General features: G+C 68.5%; 16 protein-coding genes and 1 pseudogene. 10 read left to right on the top strand and 7 right to left on the bottom strand.

The window, feature by feature from the left end:
* The first annotated feature begins 60 nt into the window (after positions 1-60).
* Positions 61-660, top strand: coding sequence for a class I SAM-dependent methyltransferase (locus AB0J64_RS37865; protein ID WP_364038406.1), 600 nt, complete (start codon positions 61-63; stop codon positions 658-660).
* An 18-nt stretch (positions 661-678) separates the two neighbouring features.
* A complete protein-coding gene (locus AB0J64_RS37860; protein ID WP_364038403.1) occupies positions 679-1,272 on the top strand; it encodes a DUF2218 domain-containing protein in 594 nt (197 codons plus the stop codon).
* A gap of 48 nt (positions 1,273-1,320) precedes the next feature.
* Here the strand turns inward: AB0J64_RS37860 and AB0J64_RS37855 are convergent, their stop codons facing one another.
* Positions 1,321-1,899 carry a helix-turn-helix domain-containing protein gene (locus tag AB0J64_RS37855; protein ID WP_364038400.1) on the bottom strand — a complete coding sequence of 193 codons (579 nt, stop codon included), beginning with the start codon at positions 1,897-1,899 and terminating at the stop codon, positions 1,321-1,323.
* A 112-nt stretch (positions 1,900-2,011) separates the two neighbouring features.
* Between AB0J64_RS37855 and AB0J64_RS37850 the strand changes: the two genes are divergently transcribed.
* The 3 genes from AB0J64_RS37850 (at position 2,012) to AB0J64_RS37840 (ending at position 6,169) form a co-directional block, all read left to right on the top strand.
* Positions 2,012-2,878, top strand: coding sequence for a F510_1955 family glycosylhydrolase (locus AB0J64_RS37850; protein WP_364038397.1), 867 nt, complete (start codon positions 2,012-2,014; stop codon positions 2,876-2,878).
* A gap of 251 nt (positions 2,879-3,129) precedes the next feature.
* Complete coding sequence (locus AB0J64_RS37845; RefSeq protein WP_364038394.1) at positions 3,130-4,581, top strand: VanW family protein; 1,452 nt, start codon at positions 3,130-3,132, stop codon at positions 4,579-4,581.
* Positions 4,582-5,083: 502 nt separating this feature from the next.
* Positions 5,084-6,169 carry a PLP-dependent cysteine synthase family protein gene (locus AB0J64_RS37840; RefSeq protein WP_364038391.1) on the top strand — a complete coding sequence of 362 codons (1,086 nt, stop codon included), beginning with the start codon at positions 5,084-5,086 and terminating at the stop codon, positions 6,167-6,169.
* Between the two features lie 166 nt (positions 6,170-6,335).
* On the opposite strand, the gene AB0J64_RS37835 is transcribed toward AB0J64_RS37840, so the two are convergent.
* Positions 6,336-7,070, bottom strand: a complete 735-nt coding sequence (locus tag AB0J64_RS37835; protein ID WP_364038388.1) for a methyltransferase domain-containing protein — start codon at positions 7,068-7,070, stop codon at positions 6,336-6,338.
* A gap of 58 nt (positions 7,071-7,128) precedes the next feature.
* Between AB0J64_RS37835 and AB0J64_RS37830 the strand changes: the two genes are divergently transcribed.
* The 3 genes from AB0J64_RS37830 to AB0J64_RS37820 all read left to right on the top strand — a co-directional run bounded on the left by AB0J64_RS37830 (position 7,129) and on the right by AB0J64_RS37820 (position 9,575).
* Complete coding sequence (locus tag AB0J64_RS37830) at positions 7,129-7,551, top strand: MerR family transcriptional regulator (RefSeq protein ID WP_364038385.1); 423 nt, start codon at positions 7,129-7,131, stop codon at positions 7,549-7,551.
* 239 nt (positions 7,552-7,790) lie between these two features.
* On the top strand, positions 7,791-8,438 hold the full coding sequence (locus tag AB0J64_RS37825; protein ID WP_364038382.1) for a TetR/AcrR family transcriptional regulator: 648 nt from the start codon (positions 7,791-7,793) through the stop codon (positions 8,436-8,438).
* Between the two features lie 18 nt (positions 8,439-8,456).
* Positions 8,457-9,575 carry a hypothetical protein gene (locus tag AB0J64_RS37820; protein WP_364038379.1) on the top strand — a complete coding sequence of 373 codons (1,119 nt, stop codon included), beginning with the start codon at positions 8,457-8,459 and terminating at the stop codon, positions 9,573-9,575.
* A 77-nt stretch (positions 9,576-9,652) separates the two neighbouring features.
* Here AB0J64_RS37820 and AB0J64_RS37815 read toward each other — a convergent pair whose 3' ends face one another.
* Together AB0J64_RS37815 and AB0J64_RS37810 are read right to left on the bottom strand one after the other, a co-directional pair.
* Positions 9,653-10,273 carry a DUF305 domain-containing protein gene (locus AB0J64_RS37815; protein ID WP_364038376.1) on the bottom strand — a complete coding sequence of 207 codons (621 nt, stop codon included), beginning with the start codon at positions 10,271-10,273 and terminating at the stop codon, positions 9,653-9,655.
* 86 nt (positions 10,274-10,359) lie between these two features.
* A complete protein-coding gene (locus AB0J64_RS37810) occupies positions 10,360-10,518 on the bottom strand; it encodes a hypothetical protein (protein ID WP_364038373.1) in 159 nt (52 codons plus the stop codon).
* Between the two features lie 23 nt (positions 10,519-10,541).
* Here AB0J64_RS37810 and AB0J64_RS37805 point away from each other — a divergent pair.
* Positions 10,542-10,670: pseudogene (locus AB0J64_RS37805) on the top strand (NlpC/P60 family protein); the annotation flags it as partial.
* A 41-nt stretch (positions 10,671-10,711) separates the two neighbouring features.
* Here the strand turns inward: AB0J64_RS37805 and AB0J64_RS37800 are convergent.
* Positions 10,712-11,161: a MerR family transcriptional regulator gene (locus AB0J64_RS37800; protein ID WP_364038370.1), complete on the bottom strand. Its 450-nt coding sequence runs from the start codon at positions 11,159-11,161 to the stop codon at positions 10,712-10,714.
* A 45-nt stretch (positions 11,162-11,206) separates the two neighbouring features.
* On the opposite strand from AB0J64_RS37800, the gene AB0J64_RS37795 reads away from it, so the two are divergent.
* Positions 11,207-11,794 carry a class I SAM-dependent methyltransferase gene (locus AB0J64_RS37795; protein WP_364038367.1) on the top strand — a complete coding sequence of 196 codons (588 nt, stop codon included), beginning with the start codon at positions 11,207-11,209 and terminating at the stop codon, positions 11,792-11,794.
* Positions 11,795-11,803: 9 nt separating this feature from the next.
* Here AB0J64_RS37795 and AB0J64_RS37790 read toward each other — a convergent pair whose 3' ends face one another.
* Both AB0J64_RS37790 and AB0J64_RS37785 read right to left on the bottom strand, forming a co-directional pair.
* Positions 11,804-12,211: a four-helix bundle copper-binding protein gene (locus AB0J64_RS37790; protein ID WP_364038364.1), complete on the bottom strand. Its 408-nt coding sequence runs from the start codon at positions 12,209-12,211 to the stop codon at positions 11,804-11,806.
* A 165-nt stretch (positions 12,212-12,376) separates the two neighbouring features.
* Positions 12,377-14,228, bottom strand: a 1,852-nt coding sequence (locus AB0J64_RS37785) for a copper-translocating P-type ATPase (protein ID WP_364038361.1), incomplete at its 5' end; no start/stop codon positions are given.

The raw sequence follows: 14,228 nt of genomic DNA, 5'->3' as shown, positions 1-14,228 counted from the left end.
CGAGACATAGTGTATATATCAAATACACGATGCTCATGAGAGAGATGAAACGACATGCCCATGACTGATACGCCACACGGGCCGCAGGAGGAGCTCTACAGCGGCCCGCTCCCCTGGGACATCGGCCGCCCGCAACCGGCGTTCCTCGACCTCGCCCAGGCCGGCGCCATCCAGGGTCAGGTCCTGGACGTCGGCTGCGGCACCGGCGAGCACGCCCTCATGTGCGCCGCACTGGGCCTGGACGCCACGGGTGTCGATCTGGCCCCCAAAGCGATCGATCGCGCCGGGGAAAAGGCGCGCGAACGGGGACTCACCGTGCGTTTTCTTCGACACGACGTGCTGAGGCTGGCCGAGCTCGGCGAGTCCTTCGACACCGTGCTGGACTCCCTGGTTTTCCACATCTTCGGCGACGAGGAACGGCCCCTGTACGTGGAGAGTCTGCGCTCAGTCGTCAGGCCGGGCGGCCGTCTCTTCCTCCTGTGCTTCAGCGATCAGCAGCCCGGCGAAGGCCAGTACGGGCCGCGACGCGTCACGCGGGAGGAGATCGCGGACGCGTTCGCCGACGGTTGGAAGCTCGACTCGATCCAGGCCGCCACCATCGACAACACCGCCATCCCCGACGGTGTCCTGGCCTGGCTCGCCGCCCTCACCAGAATCTGACCACTCGAAAGGACCGCGATGCCGACCGCCGAAGCGCACATCACAACCGACCGGGCCAGCCGCTACCTCGTCCAGCTATGCCGCCACGCCGGCCAGATGGGCCACGGCTTCCCCACCCACGCCAACCGCGGCCCCCACATGGGCGGCGAGCGGCCCAGGAACGTCGAGGCCGAGTGGTCGGAGACGGATGGAACCATCAGCCTCGACTGGGGCACCTGCACCCTACGTGCCACCCCGGAGGCATTGACGCTGCACGTCGAGGCCGTGGACGAGGAACGGCTGCAGCGCATCAAAGCCCTTCTCACCAGGAACATCGCCAGAATGGGCCGCCGCGACGACCTGACTGTGGACTGGCACGGCCCCGACGGAACCACCGGCGACGTTCCCGCCCCACCAGGCAGGAGGCGCCACACCGCACTCGTGCTGACATCGGCCGCCGTCCTGGCCGTTGCCCTGCATGTGGGGCTGGCCGCCGGCGTGCTGACGGTCCCGCACTGGGCGGGCTTGGGCGCGGACGCCGTGCTGGGGATCGTCCTGGTGATGGTCCTGGCGAAAGGGGTTCTCGTCGCCGCCCACCTCCGGCGCCGCCGTGCCTCCTCCAGGGCCCGCTGAAGATCCGCGACCGCCAGATGGAAGCCGTCGTGGCTCGCCTGTCTCGGCTCAGCTCTCTCTCAGCCCTGCCAAGGTGAGCGCGACGAGCCGCTGGACGGCGTCCTCGGAGGGCAGGGTGGTGGCCGCCTGCAGAGCATGCAGGCAGAACATGGCCAGTTCGTCCGCCGGCACGTCCGCACGGATCTGACCGGCCCGGGCGGCGTCGGCCAGCGCGTCGCGCAGCATGGCATGCAACTGCTGCTGGGCCTGGCCGACGTCCTCGGATCGGTGCAGGAGCGCGACGAGATCGGGGGCGAATCCGTGCCGTGCCATTCGCTGGTGCATCAGAGCGTACGTCTCCAGCATGGTCTCGAGCCGCCGTCCGACCTTGCTCTCGCCCTGAGCGGCTTGGGCGAGGTGCTCCAGGTGTGCGGCGACCATGCGACCGTGCCAGGCCAGCAGGATCGCCTCGACGTCGGGGAAGTACTTGTAGAGCGTCGCGCGGCCGATGCCGGTCTTCTCGGCGATCTGCGACATCGTCACCGCCAGCAGCCCACGTTCCCGCACCAGCTCGACGGTGGCGTCCAGGATCGCGTCATGCACGGTACGGCGGTGCGCCTCGATCGTCTCGTTCCACAGCTTCGGCACCCGGCCAGTCTACGAACTGTCGCGTATCTGACAGAGCGAAGATCACTTTGGTTTCTTCGCCGTCGCTGCACAGATGCCACCAGCTACTATAACGACTAGTAGACTCCGCGCTATGCGCCATCCCCGACTTCTCGCCGCAGCCGCGACCCTCGCCACCTTGGCATTCACGGCGTCGGGATGTGGGCAGTCCCAGCCTTCCGCGGCTCCTGGCCCTGACGATCCGGGGATCGGCCACGTTCACGGTCTCGGCGTCGACCCGGCCGATGGAGCCGTCTACATCGCGGGCCACTTCGGGCTGTTCAAGGTCAAGTCGATGGAGACCGCCGAGCGGGTGGCGGGCCGGATCCAAGACCACATGGGGTTCACCGTCACGGGGCCAGGAACATTCCTGGCCAGTGGCCATCCCGGCGATCCGCAGGCCGGCAGTCCGCACCTGGGCCTCATCCGCAGCACCGACGCGGGCCGTACATGGACCACCGTGTCCGAAGGCGGTACCGCCGATTTTCATGCCCTACAGCCCGCAGGAGACAAGCTCTACGCCTATGACAGCCAGACGAGGCGGGTGAGGTCGAGCATCGATGGCGGCAGAACGTGGACGCCAGGAGCCGCAGAGGACGTCATCGACCTGGCCGCGAGCGCCGCCGAGCCGAACCGCGTCTACGCGACCACGCAGGGCGGCCTGCGGGTCAGCACGGACGGCGGCACCGGCTTCGCAGATGTCGAAGATGCGCCGCTGCTCAGCCACGTCGACTCGCCTTCCGAGGGAGTGCTGGTGGGCACCGACGCCGACGGCCGGGTGCGCACCAGCAAGGACGCCGGACGTACCTGGCAGGCGCGCGGCGCGCTACCAGGCCAGGCCACCGCGTTCGCCGCCGTTGACGGCAACCGATTGCTGGCCACCACCGAGGACGGCACGGTCTACGAGTCCCGGAACGGCGGTGACGACTTCACTGTGGTCTTCCGCCCTGCGGCTTCATGAGCACGCGACGGCCTAACCGTCGCCTTCCGCCCCGTGCGGGCATGAGTGTGCTGCGCTCGCGGCGTACGCTCATTCCGGCCGCCGTCGTCCTCGTCGTGGTGCTCGCCTATGCGGTGCCAGCGATCGCGTTGGCCGGGAAGGTTCCTCCGGGCACGCGGGTGGCAGGCGTGGACATCGGCGGGCTCCCTCCGGAGACCGCCCGTGCGCGCCTCGAGAAGGAGCTGGGCAGGCGGCTGGAGCAGCCCCTGACGGTGATCGCCGCGAACAAGCGCGAGCAGGTCACACCTGCCGAACTCGGGCTCCGCGTCGACACCCGGGCCACCGTCGAGGCGGCGATCGCCGACGCTATCACTCCTACGGGCATCGCCCGCTCCCTCTTCGGCAGCCGCCAGATCGCACCCAAGATCACACTGGACGGGCAACGGCTCCGCTCCGGACTCGCCGACCTGGCCAAAAGTGTCACCACGAAGGTGGCAGAGGGTGGCATCAGCTACCAAGGGCTGGAACCACGGATGGTGCTGCCGAAGCCCGGAAGCACGCTGGATCTCAACGGTGCGGCCGGAGCAGTGCGGGCGGCATTCGAAGCCGGTCGTACCTCGGTCGAACTGGATGTCCGGCTGACGCCCCCCACTCTCACCGCGGGCGAAGTCCGGCGCGTCGCCGCGACCACCGCCCGCACCGCAATCGCCGCCCCGCTCACTATCACCAGCGGCGGCGAGCAGGCCACCGTGTCCCGGGAGCAACTGGCCGCCGGACTGCGCTTCGTCTCCGACGGCAACGGCGGACTGCGTCCGTCTGTCGACACCTCCAAGATCGCCTCAAATGTGGCCAAGGCGCTGGTGGCGAGCCCACCGAAAGACGCGTCCTTCAAGATCGTCAATGGCAGGCCGAGGGTCATCCCCGCCCGCGCCGGCCGGGGCGCCGACATGAAGGCGTTGGGCCCGGCGATCTCCAAGGCGGTGGCGGCGGGGAGCCACCGGGTCGAGCTGCCCGTCGCCAAGCGCGAGCCGCGCGTGACCACGGCCGAGGCAACGAAGTTCGGCGTCAAGGAGCGGGTCAGCTCGTACACCACCAAGTACCCGTGCTGCGCTCCCCGCGTGACCAACATCCACCGCATCGCCGACATCGTGGATGGTCACGTGGTGCAGCCCGGCGAGACGTTCTCGCTCAACGGCGTGGTCGGCAAGCGAGATAAGGCCCGCGGCTTCGTCGAGGCGCCGATGATCCTCAACAACCGATTCGTCAACGACGTCGGCGGCGGGGTGTCGCAGTTCGCCACCACCATGTTCAACGCGGTCTTCTTCGGCGGCTTGCAGGACGTCCAGCACAGGGCACACCAGTACTACATCTCTCGCTACCCGGCCGGGCGGGAGTCCACGGTCTCCTATCCCCAGCCGGATTTCCGTTGGCGCAACGACTCCCCCTATGGCGTGCTGATCAAGGCGTCGTACACGGACACCTCCGTCACCGTGCAGTTCTGGAGCACCAAGCGATACGACATCGAATCGCAAAGCTCCGAGCGCTACAACGTCAAACCCATTCGAACCCTCACCGACTCCGACCCTGAGTGCATCCCCATGGACGGCGCGGAAGGCTTCGCCATCGACGTGTGGCGCATCTTCAAGCAGAACGGGAAGGTCGTGCGCAAGCAGCGCTTCCACACGGTCTATGACGCCGAACCGCGTCTCATATGCAAAAAGTGATTACACAGAGCAGACTATAGATATACATAGCGTGAGATACGCTGCTCCCTGTGATCCGCATCATGCATCCCACGAGCCGCGAAAGCAGCTGGTGGCTCATGGTGCTTGCGATCACCGTCACATTCCATCTCCTGCTCTGCGGTTTCGGGCCGCACGCGCATGGCGGCCTGCCCAGTGGCCACCAACACCGCGTCGCTCATGACTCCAGCGTGCCGGTGGATCCCGGAGATGACGACGACCACCACGCGGCGTCGTGTGAGAAGCCCACCACCCAGTCCGCCCCGGTGATGACCCTCCCCTCCGGATCGAGACCGAGCGGCACCACTCCACCGGGTCAGGAAGACTTCCCCGTTTCTCGGTCGTCGGCCGGTGCGCCGCGGTCGGGGGCCGCCCTGCTCACAGCCGTCTGCGTGTCACGGGTATAGCCGCGCCCGGCGTGCGCCGGTTCGGCCGCGCCTGCCGTACACCCTGACACCTGTGACTGTGGCGAGGACCCATCACCATGAACACCATTCATCAGCGTCAGCCTGCCCGCATGTGGGCCGGCCGTTCGTCTCTTGCCGCCCTCGCCGGCGGTACGCCCGTGCTGTGGATTCCCGAGCTGTGGGGCGGGCACGGGCGCGGCTTCTGGGCCAAGCTCGAAGGCCACAACCCCGGCGGCATCAAGGACCGCCCGGCGCTGCACATGATCGGTCAGGCCCGCTGCCGCGGCGAGCTGCGCCGAGGAGCCACGATCATCGAGTCCACCAGCGGCACACTGGGCCTCGGCCTTGCCCTGGCCGGGATCGCCTACGGGCATCCGGTCATCCTGGTCAGCGACCCCGGCATGGAGCAGATCATGCACCGGCTGCTCAGCGCGTACGGGACACGCGTCGAGACCGTCGCAGACCCGCACCCCACCGGTGGCTGGCAAGAGGCCAGACGAGAACGCGTCCGCGCGCTCCTCGCCGAGCATCCGGGCTCCTACTGCCCGGACCAGTACCACAACCCGGACAACGTGGGCGCCTACGACATGCTCGCGCGCGAGCTGGTAGAGCAGCTCGGCCAGGTGGACGTGCTGGTGTGCAGCGTCGGCACCGGCGGGCACAGCGCGGGCATCTACCGGACGCTCCGGCGGCTCAGCCCCGGAGTACGTCTGGTCGGCGTGGACACGATCGGCTCGACCATCTTCGGCCAGCCCGCCCGCCCCCGTCTGATGCGCGGCCTGGGCAGCAGCATCTACCCGCGCAACGTCCGCTACCAGGACTTCAGCGAGGTCCACTGGGTGGCGCCCGCCGAGGCGGTATGGGCCTGCCGCCGCCTGGCGGCCGGGCGTTACGCCACCGGTGGCTGGAGCGTGGGCGCCGTCGCGCTGGTCGCCTCCTGGCTCGCCAGAACCGAACATCCCGACACCAAGATCGCGGCAATCTTCCCCGACGGGCCGCAGCGCTATTTCGACACCGTCTTCAACGACGCCTACTGCACCCACCACGACCTCGACGGCGAACCGTCACCCGAGCCTGCCGTGCTCGCCCACCCGGCAGAGGCGGAGGCGCGAAGCTGGACCCGCTGCACCACGGTGACCGCTCCGGCCGAGGCGGCCGGATGATTCGGCCTGCTCGGGGTGGTCCAGGCGGATCACCTGCCTGATAGCCGCCGGGCTGTTCGGGCTGCTGGCCGCCGCCCAAGCCTTCGTTTGGCTCATCGAACGGAGCCGGAGGAAGATGTGTCTCGCGGTCGAAGACGGGCGGCCGACCGGCCGAACTGCCGCGAGCTCAGGGCCGTCGGGCAGAAGCCACGAAGATCGGCAGGGCCAGGAACATGCGGCCGGCCCGGGCGCGCTCGCTCTGCTCAGCAGCCCAGGCCGACTCCTGTTCGGCGGTGATGGCTCCCCCGACGCGGGCGGCCTCGGCAATCCCGGTGAGCATGGGGAGCATGGTGGCATCGGTGAAGACGCCGGTGTGGATTTCCACGGCGACGTCCTCGAACCCGGCGTCGAGCAGCAGATTGCGGTAGCGGCGGGCGGCGCGGGGGTTGGCCGTCTGGTCGGCGCGGGCGTGCACGATGGTGCGCGTGAGCGCCGGGTCGTCGGAGTCGATGAGGAAGGCGTCCCAGTCCTGGCCGACGAGGACGATCCGCCCGCCGGGCACGAGCACTCGCATGGCCTCCGCCAGCGCTCTCCCCGCGTCGGAGAGGTCGTGGAAGACCTTGTCCGCCCGGTACCCGGCCACTGTGCCGTCCTCGATCGGCAGATCGCAGGCGTCACCCAGGCGGAAGTCGGCGTCCGGCCGGCGGTGGCGGGCCGCCGCGATCATCTGCTCGCTGAGGTCCACACCGATGGCCCGCGCACCCCGTTCCGACAGGTCGGCCACCGCCCGGCCGGCGCCGCAGCCTACGTCCACCACGCCCGCGCCGGCCGGAAGGTCGAGCAGTTCATAGGACCTGGCACGCAGCGCGGCAGCACCCGGCAGGGCGTCGGCCGCGTCCAGCATCCGGATGAGCGATTCCATGTGATCAGATGTCGTCGTCGATTTGGACATGGCAGCCAGCATGCGACTTAATGTCGACATGAAGTCAAGTGTCATGATGAGCATCGGGGACATCGCGGCCCGGTTCGGCCTGGCCACGCACGTCCTGCGGCACTGGGAGGCGATGGGCCTGCTCGCGCCGGCCCGTATCGGCGGGGACCGGCGCCGATACGGCACCGACGATCTCTATCGCGTGGCGGCGATCCTGCGCGCCAAGGAGGCCGGATTCAGCCTGGACGACGTTCGCGAGATGATCACGACGTCCGATCCCGCGGAACGGCGCGGCATCCTGGTGCGTCAGCGGGCTGAGCTCGCCCGCCGCATCGCCGAGGCCCAGGCCTCGCTCGAGCTCATCGACTGCGCGCTGGACTGCGAACACGAGGACCTGCCCAGTTGCCCACACTTCCAGGCCATGCTGGCCGAGCGCATCTCCTCCGACCCACCGCCGCACGTCCGCGTGTGACAGTCCCGGTTCACCACGCGGTAGGTCACGTTTCCACGACGTCGCAGCCGACCGCTTCCATGGCGGCCCGCACCTCCGGCTCGTTCGCGGGCCCGCTGTCCGATCAGCAGCGCTTCCAGACAGGCGTACGGGCGGCCCGGTTCGGCTGGCTCGACATCGACTGACCGGCTCTCCAGCAGGGGCCCTTGACATCCTCCGCTGATGAATCAAACTTCATTCAGCGAGCAGCGAGGTCCCGCATGGAGATCAAGCCCCTCCCCCGTAAGCGTTCGGAGCGCAGGCGTCTCGGGGTGGCCAATCCCGAGGTCCGCCGTCGCCTGTTGCGTGCCGCGATCGAGATCATCCAGCGGGACGGCTGGCCCGCCCTGCGCATCGAGGACCTCGCCAGGCAGGCAGGATTGTCGGTCGGTACGTTCTACCTGTACTTCGAGGGCAAGGACGACCTGTTCGTCAGTCTCGTCGTCACCTTCACCGAACACCTCCAGGCCCGGCTCCGGGAGGCGTACGCGGACCCTCAGCCACTCGCCCGAGCCCTGGACATCTACCTCGACTTCGTCGCCCAGACCGAGCCCGGCTTCCTGCACTTCCTCGAGGCCGGCAACGTGCAGACCACGGCAGGATCGCTGGCGACGTGGGCCATCGAGCAGCACGCCAACGACCTGCGCCCGGTCCTGGAGCAGGCCATGCACCGCGGAGAGCTCCGCCAGGACGACCCCCAGCTGACCGCGCACGCGATCATCACGCTCATCCAGAACACCGCCGCCTTCTGGCTGGCCCACAAGGACACCTACACCCGCGAACAGATCAAGACCTTCATCCTGACCCTCATCACCACCGGTCTGGCACCCCCGCCGGACGACCCCACGCCCGGCGCCGCACTTATCTGAGGCGAAGGGAGCACACACGTGCGAAGACCGCTGAGATGGCTGCGCCTGACGGCGCTGCCCGCCGCCGTCGTACTGATGGCGGCCCTGTTACCGAGCGCGGCCCATGCCGCCTACGAACCGCCTGCCTGGGATCCACCGGCCGACCAGAACGTCACCACCGTCCGCTGGGGACCGATCCCCATCCCCGCCGCCCAGAGCGATGACATGCCCGGTGAGGTGGTCAACCAGGTCGCCGTCAACGGACCCTGCAACCCGCTGATCGGCCTGTTCACCAGCTGCCGGACGCTGAACATCACCAAACCGTGCGAGGACTGCTACCTCACCGGCATCATGCCCGACCTCGTGTTCGCGGGCACCGACACCGGCGTCAACATGATGACCGGCGGCATGCTGCACCACGTCGTCCTGGTCAACTTCAGCCGCCCGGACTCCACGTGCCCGCCGGGACTGACCAAACGCATCAATCAGCTAGGCCTGATCCAGGGCGGCAACGAACGCTTCTTCGCGGCGGGCAACGAGCGCACGCTCAACCGCCTGTACGCCGCGGGAAACTACGGCTACCAGGTCAAGTCCGGCGACCGGTGGGGGCTCATCTACCACCTGATGAACATGAACCCGGAGCCCATCAGCGTCGAGTTCAAATTCACCTTCAGCTGGACGCGAAGCGCTACCAAGGTCGATCCCATCTGGCTGGACGTCGACCAGTGCGACGACTCCGAACGCCCCATCCCCGCCGGCTACTCCGACCTGCACTGGAGCACCACCGTCCTGCGCAGTGGCACGCTCGTGGCCGTCGGCGGCCACGCCCACGACTACTCCATCGCGGTCTCCCTGGAGAACGTCACCCGCAGGCGCTACTCCTGCGTCTCCGTCTCCGGCTACGCCCCCGACTCCATGTTCGCCCCTGCCGGTCCAGGCCCAGGCACCGCCGGGCATCCTGCGAGCGCCAACACGGTCACCAGCACCGGACATCCGAACGCCACCCTCGACGAGTACATGGGCAGCGTCTCCGACTTCAGTTCCTGCCAGCCCGATCTCACCTTCGGCTTCCTGGACCAGATCCGCGTCCACGCCACCTACAACCACCCGACCGGCGACGACGGCGCCATGGGCATCATGGTCGCTTACGTCCGCTGATCTTCGCTGCGGCTCGCACGGGACCCGTGCGAGCCGCACCACCGCGTAACCGCTTACGGGCCGGACAGAGCCGTTCCTTATCGGAGCCGCTCCAGCATCTTCCGCATCTGCTCCACCTCGGCCTGCTGGTCGGTGATGATCTTCTCGGCCAGCTGTTTCGCCTGCGGATTCTCTCCGCGCTTCCGCTCGGCGCGGGCCATGGTGATCGCTCCCTTGTGATGAACGATCATCATCTTGAGAAACCGCTTGTCGAAGGCGCCGCCCTGCGCTTTTTCCAGTTTCTGCATGTCCGCGTCGGACATCCCGCCCGGCATCTCATGCCCCATTTGGCCGGTCGGCATCGGCTTCCCCCAAGCCTTCAGCCAGCCTTGCATCGTCTCGATCTCCGGCTGCTGGGATGCCTTGATCTTCTCCGCCAGGTTCTTGACCTCGGTGCTCGATGCTCGCGTCGAGGCCAGCTCGGCCATCTGAATGGCCTGCTGATGGTGTGCGATCATCATCTGCGCGAACCGCACGTCGGCGTCGTTGAACTCGGCGCTCGGCCGAGCGGTCGCCGTGGTGGCGACCGGTGCGGCTCTGGATCCGGCCGCCATGTCCTGGACCGCCGTGTTGCCGCCACAGGCGGCGAGGACGAGCGTTCCCGCCGCCACGGAAGCGACCAGAAAGACGCCGTGTACAGCTCTTGTATTGCTGCTCATGACCGCTGAACCCCCCGATTTCAGCACATCAACCTGCGAGTCGACCCGGGGCCGACCTGGCCATATGTTCCCTGGAACGGCTGCCGTTACCGCGTCTTGATGAATCCGACGATGGCCTCCCCGATCCGGGCAGCCGCATCGAAGGCGCCGTTGCCGTGCGCGACGCCCGCGATCAAGGCCACGAACAACGCCGGAACCTGCATGTCCGGCCAGCGCTCGACCCTCAACGCCGAGCTCAGCAGCAAGCCCCGACAGCCCGGGCATCGAGTACGCCGGTCCCGCTTCGGGCAACGCCCTCGTGGCTCTCCGGTTCGCCTTCGCCCAGGTGGGCAAGCCGTACCGATACGGCGGCACCGGCCCGGGCTCCTACGACTGCTCCGGCCTCACCCAGGCCGCCTGACGCCAGGCAGGAGTCGAACTGCCCCGCACCACCTGAACCTAGTGGTCGTGGGGCGCGAACCGCCGCGTCCCCCTGAACGCCCTCAGCTCCTCGAACGTTCCGCCGGTGTACAGCCGGTCCAGAACGCCGATCAGGTGCGGGCACTCGCTCGTGGGATGGTCAGCGGGGCAGGTCAGCGCTGCCGAGAGGAACTTCCTGGCCCTCTGGGCTCGCTCGATCAGGGCGTCCAGTTCGCTGATCTGCTCCCGCACCACCGATCGCCACTGCTCGCCCGACTCGTCCATGACAGCGGCCGCGGTGTCCAACGAGACTCCGAGCCGCTGCATCAAAGCGACCAGCGCGAGGCGGCGCAACTCGGTGTGCCCGTACATCCGCTTGCCGGCGTGGCGAGCCGCCGGCCGCACCAGGCCGCGTTCCTCGTAGTACCTCAGGGCGGAGGCGTTGAGGTGGAGGCGGCGGGCGGCCTCACCGATCGGGATGAGCTCCATATGTCCATTTGACTTCAACCCGACTTGAACCGCGAACCTGGAGGCATGGCCATCAAGGAGATTCAGTCCTGGGCGTATGACAAACCGATCCGCTCCCCGTTCGCCCTTCCGCAAGGAGTACTCGGGCGTCTGGTGGGGCGACTCATGCTGTGGCTCAACGATCCGCGCGAACTCGTGACGCTCATCGGCCAACAGGACAGCGTGCTGGAAGTCGGATGCGGGCCGGGCGGCCTGCTGCGGCACATCGAGGCCGAGCGCATCTGCGGTATCGACCCCTCGCCTGACATGCTGCGTCAGGCGGCCCGGCACAACCGCGGGCGCGACGTCGCACTGCGGCTTGGCACCGCCGCGGAAACGGGCCTTCCCGACGACAGCTTCGACGTCGTGGTGTCGGTGAACAACGTGGCGATGTGGCCGGATCTGGAGGCAGGCATCCAGGAGTTGTGCCGGGTGACCCGGCCACAGGGGAGGCTGCTCATCGCCTGGCACAGTGCCACCGGCCGCTCGCCGATCGCCAGGAAGAACGCCCTCCCTGAGGGGAAGCTTGCGCGTATCGCTCACGTCCTGGGCGAGCCGACGCAGCGTCATGAACTCAAGAATCTGACGGTTCTCGAGAAGCGCTGCCCGAGCTAGGCGAGGCATTCAGCCAAGTGCGCCCAAGAGGCTGCGGCAGGCGCGTTCGCAGGCGCGGCATGCCTCGGCGCAGACGGCGCAGTGGCGGTGCTGGGTGTGCTGCGCGCACTCGTCCCCGCACGCCTTGCATGCCTGCGCACAGGCTTCGAGGATGGCCCGCGTCATGTTGGCGTCGTATCCGGTGTGCCGAGAGAGAACACGGGCCGTGGTCTCGCAGATGTCAGCGCAGTCGAGGTCAGTGCGAACGCACTTGGTCAACTCGGCGACCATGTCCTCGCTGAGACAGGCATCCGCACAGGCCGTACATGCCTGGGCACAGCGCACGCAGGCTTCGATGCAGGCGGTGAGGCGCGCCTGATCGACGCGGCCCAGATCCTTGGGGTAAGTGGAAAGCATCTCGGCTACGTGCAGGGTCATGTCTCTCCCCGTTTCCTCGAAGGCCGATGGACGAGCCCGAGCTACCCGGGGTAAGGGCGCCTGCGGCGCGTGCCCAGGATCGCCAACCGCAGCCTGGCCGGTCCGTCCCCCTCTTCACGCCGATGGCTCCGAGCCGGTGCCGGCTCGGAGCCATCCCACTCGTGGTTACTTGAAGCGGCGTAGCCGCAGGCTGTTGCTGACCACGAAGACGCTGGAGAACGCCATCGCGCCGCCCGCGATCATCGGGTTGAGCAGGCCGAGCGCGGCCAGCGGCAGGGCGGCGACGTTGTAGGCGAAGGCCCAGAACAGGTTGCCCTTGATCGTCGCCAGGGTGCGGCGAGACAGCCGGATGGCGTCTGCCGCCACCCGGAGATCACCGCGGACCAGGGTGAGGTCGGAGGCCTCGATGGCGGCGTCGGTGCCGGTGCCCATCGCCAGGCCCAGGTCGGCCTGGGCGAGCGCGGCGGCGTCGTTGACCCCGTCGCCCACCATGGCCACGACCTTGCCCTCGCTCTGCAGCTCCTTGACCACGTCCACCTTGTCGGCGGGCAGCACTTCGGCGATCACCTCGTCGATGCCCACCTCGGCCGCCACGGTCCTGGCCACGGACTCGTTGTCGCCGGTCAGCAGCACCGGGGTGAGGCCGAGCGCGCGGAACCGTTCGATGGCCTCCTTGCTGGTCGGTTTGACCACGTCGGCCACCACGAGCACCGCCCGCGCCTGACCGTCCCAGCCCACGGCGACCGCCGTACGGCCGGCCGCCTGGGCGGCGTGCAAGGACCGCTCCAGCTCGGGCGAGAGGTGCTGCGACCACTCCTCCAGCAACCGGGGCCGGCCGACCAGGACCGCGTGCCCGTCAACGATGCCCTGCACGCCCAGCCCTTCGACGTTGGCGAAGTCCTCGGGGGAGGGCAGCTCGCCGACGCGGGCCGCGGCACCCTTGGCGATGGCCTGGGCGATCGGGTGTTCGGAGGCGTGCTCGAGCGCGCCCGCCAGTCGCAGCACCTCAGATTCGCTTTCGCCCTCTGCCAGGTGCACGTCGGTGAGGGTCATCTTGCCCTCGGTGACCGTGCCGGTCTTGTCCAGGACGATCGTGTCGATCCTGCGGGTGGACTCCAGCACCTCGGGACCCTTGATCAGGATGCCGAGCTGGGCACCCCTGCCGGTGCCGACCAGCAGCGCCGTCGGCGTGGCCAGGCCCAGCGCGCACGGGCAAGCGATGATCAGCACCGCGACCGCCGCCGTGAACGCCGCTCCCACACCGTCGCCGGTGCCGAGCCAGAAACCGAGCGTGCCGATGGCCAGCGCGATCACAATGGGGACGAAAATGCCGGAGATCCGGTCGGCCAGCCGCTGCACCTGCGCCTTGCCGGTCTGCGCCTCCTCCACCAGCCTGGCCATCTGCGCCAGCTGGGTGTCGGCGCCGACCCGGGTCGCCTTGACGATCAGGCGGCCACCCGCGTTCACCGTGGCGCCCGTGACGGCGTCGCCGGGCGCCACCTCGACCGGCACGGACTCGCCGGTCAGCATCGAGGCGTCGACGGCCGAGGTGCCCTCCTCGATCACGCCGTCGGTGGCGATCTTCTCGCCGGGCCGGACGATGAAGCGGTCGCCCGTCTTGAGCTGCTCGACCGGGACGCGGCGGCCGTCGGCCAGCTCCACGTCCTTGGCGCCCAGCTCCAGCAGTGCACGGAGCGCGGCGCCCGCCCGTCGCTTGGAGCGGGCCTCGAAGTAGCGTCCTGCCAGGATGAACGCGGTAACGCCCGCCGCGGCCTCCAGATAGATGTTTCCGGAGCCGTCGGTGCGCTCGATGGTGAACGCGAACGGGTGCGTCATGCCCGGCGTGCCGGCCGTGCCGAAGAACAGCGCCCACAGCGACCAGCCGAGGGCGGCCAGCGTGCCGATCGAGATCAGCGTGTCCATGGTGGCGGCGCCGTGCCGCAGGTTGGTCCAGGCCGCCTTGTGGAACGGCCAGCCCGCGTACACCACCACCGGCGCGGCCAGCACCAGCGACAAC

It is taken from the genome of Nonomuraea sp. NPDC049695 (assembly GCF_040674955.1).
GTDB classification, from domain to species: domain Bacteria; phylum Actinomycetota; class Actinomycetes; order Streptosporangiales; family Streptosporangiaceae; genus Nonomuraea; species Nonomuraea helvata.
This window is presented reverse-complemented; position numbering and strand designations above follow the sequence as displayed.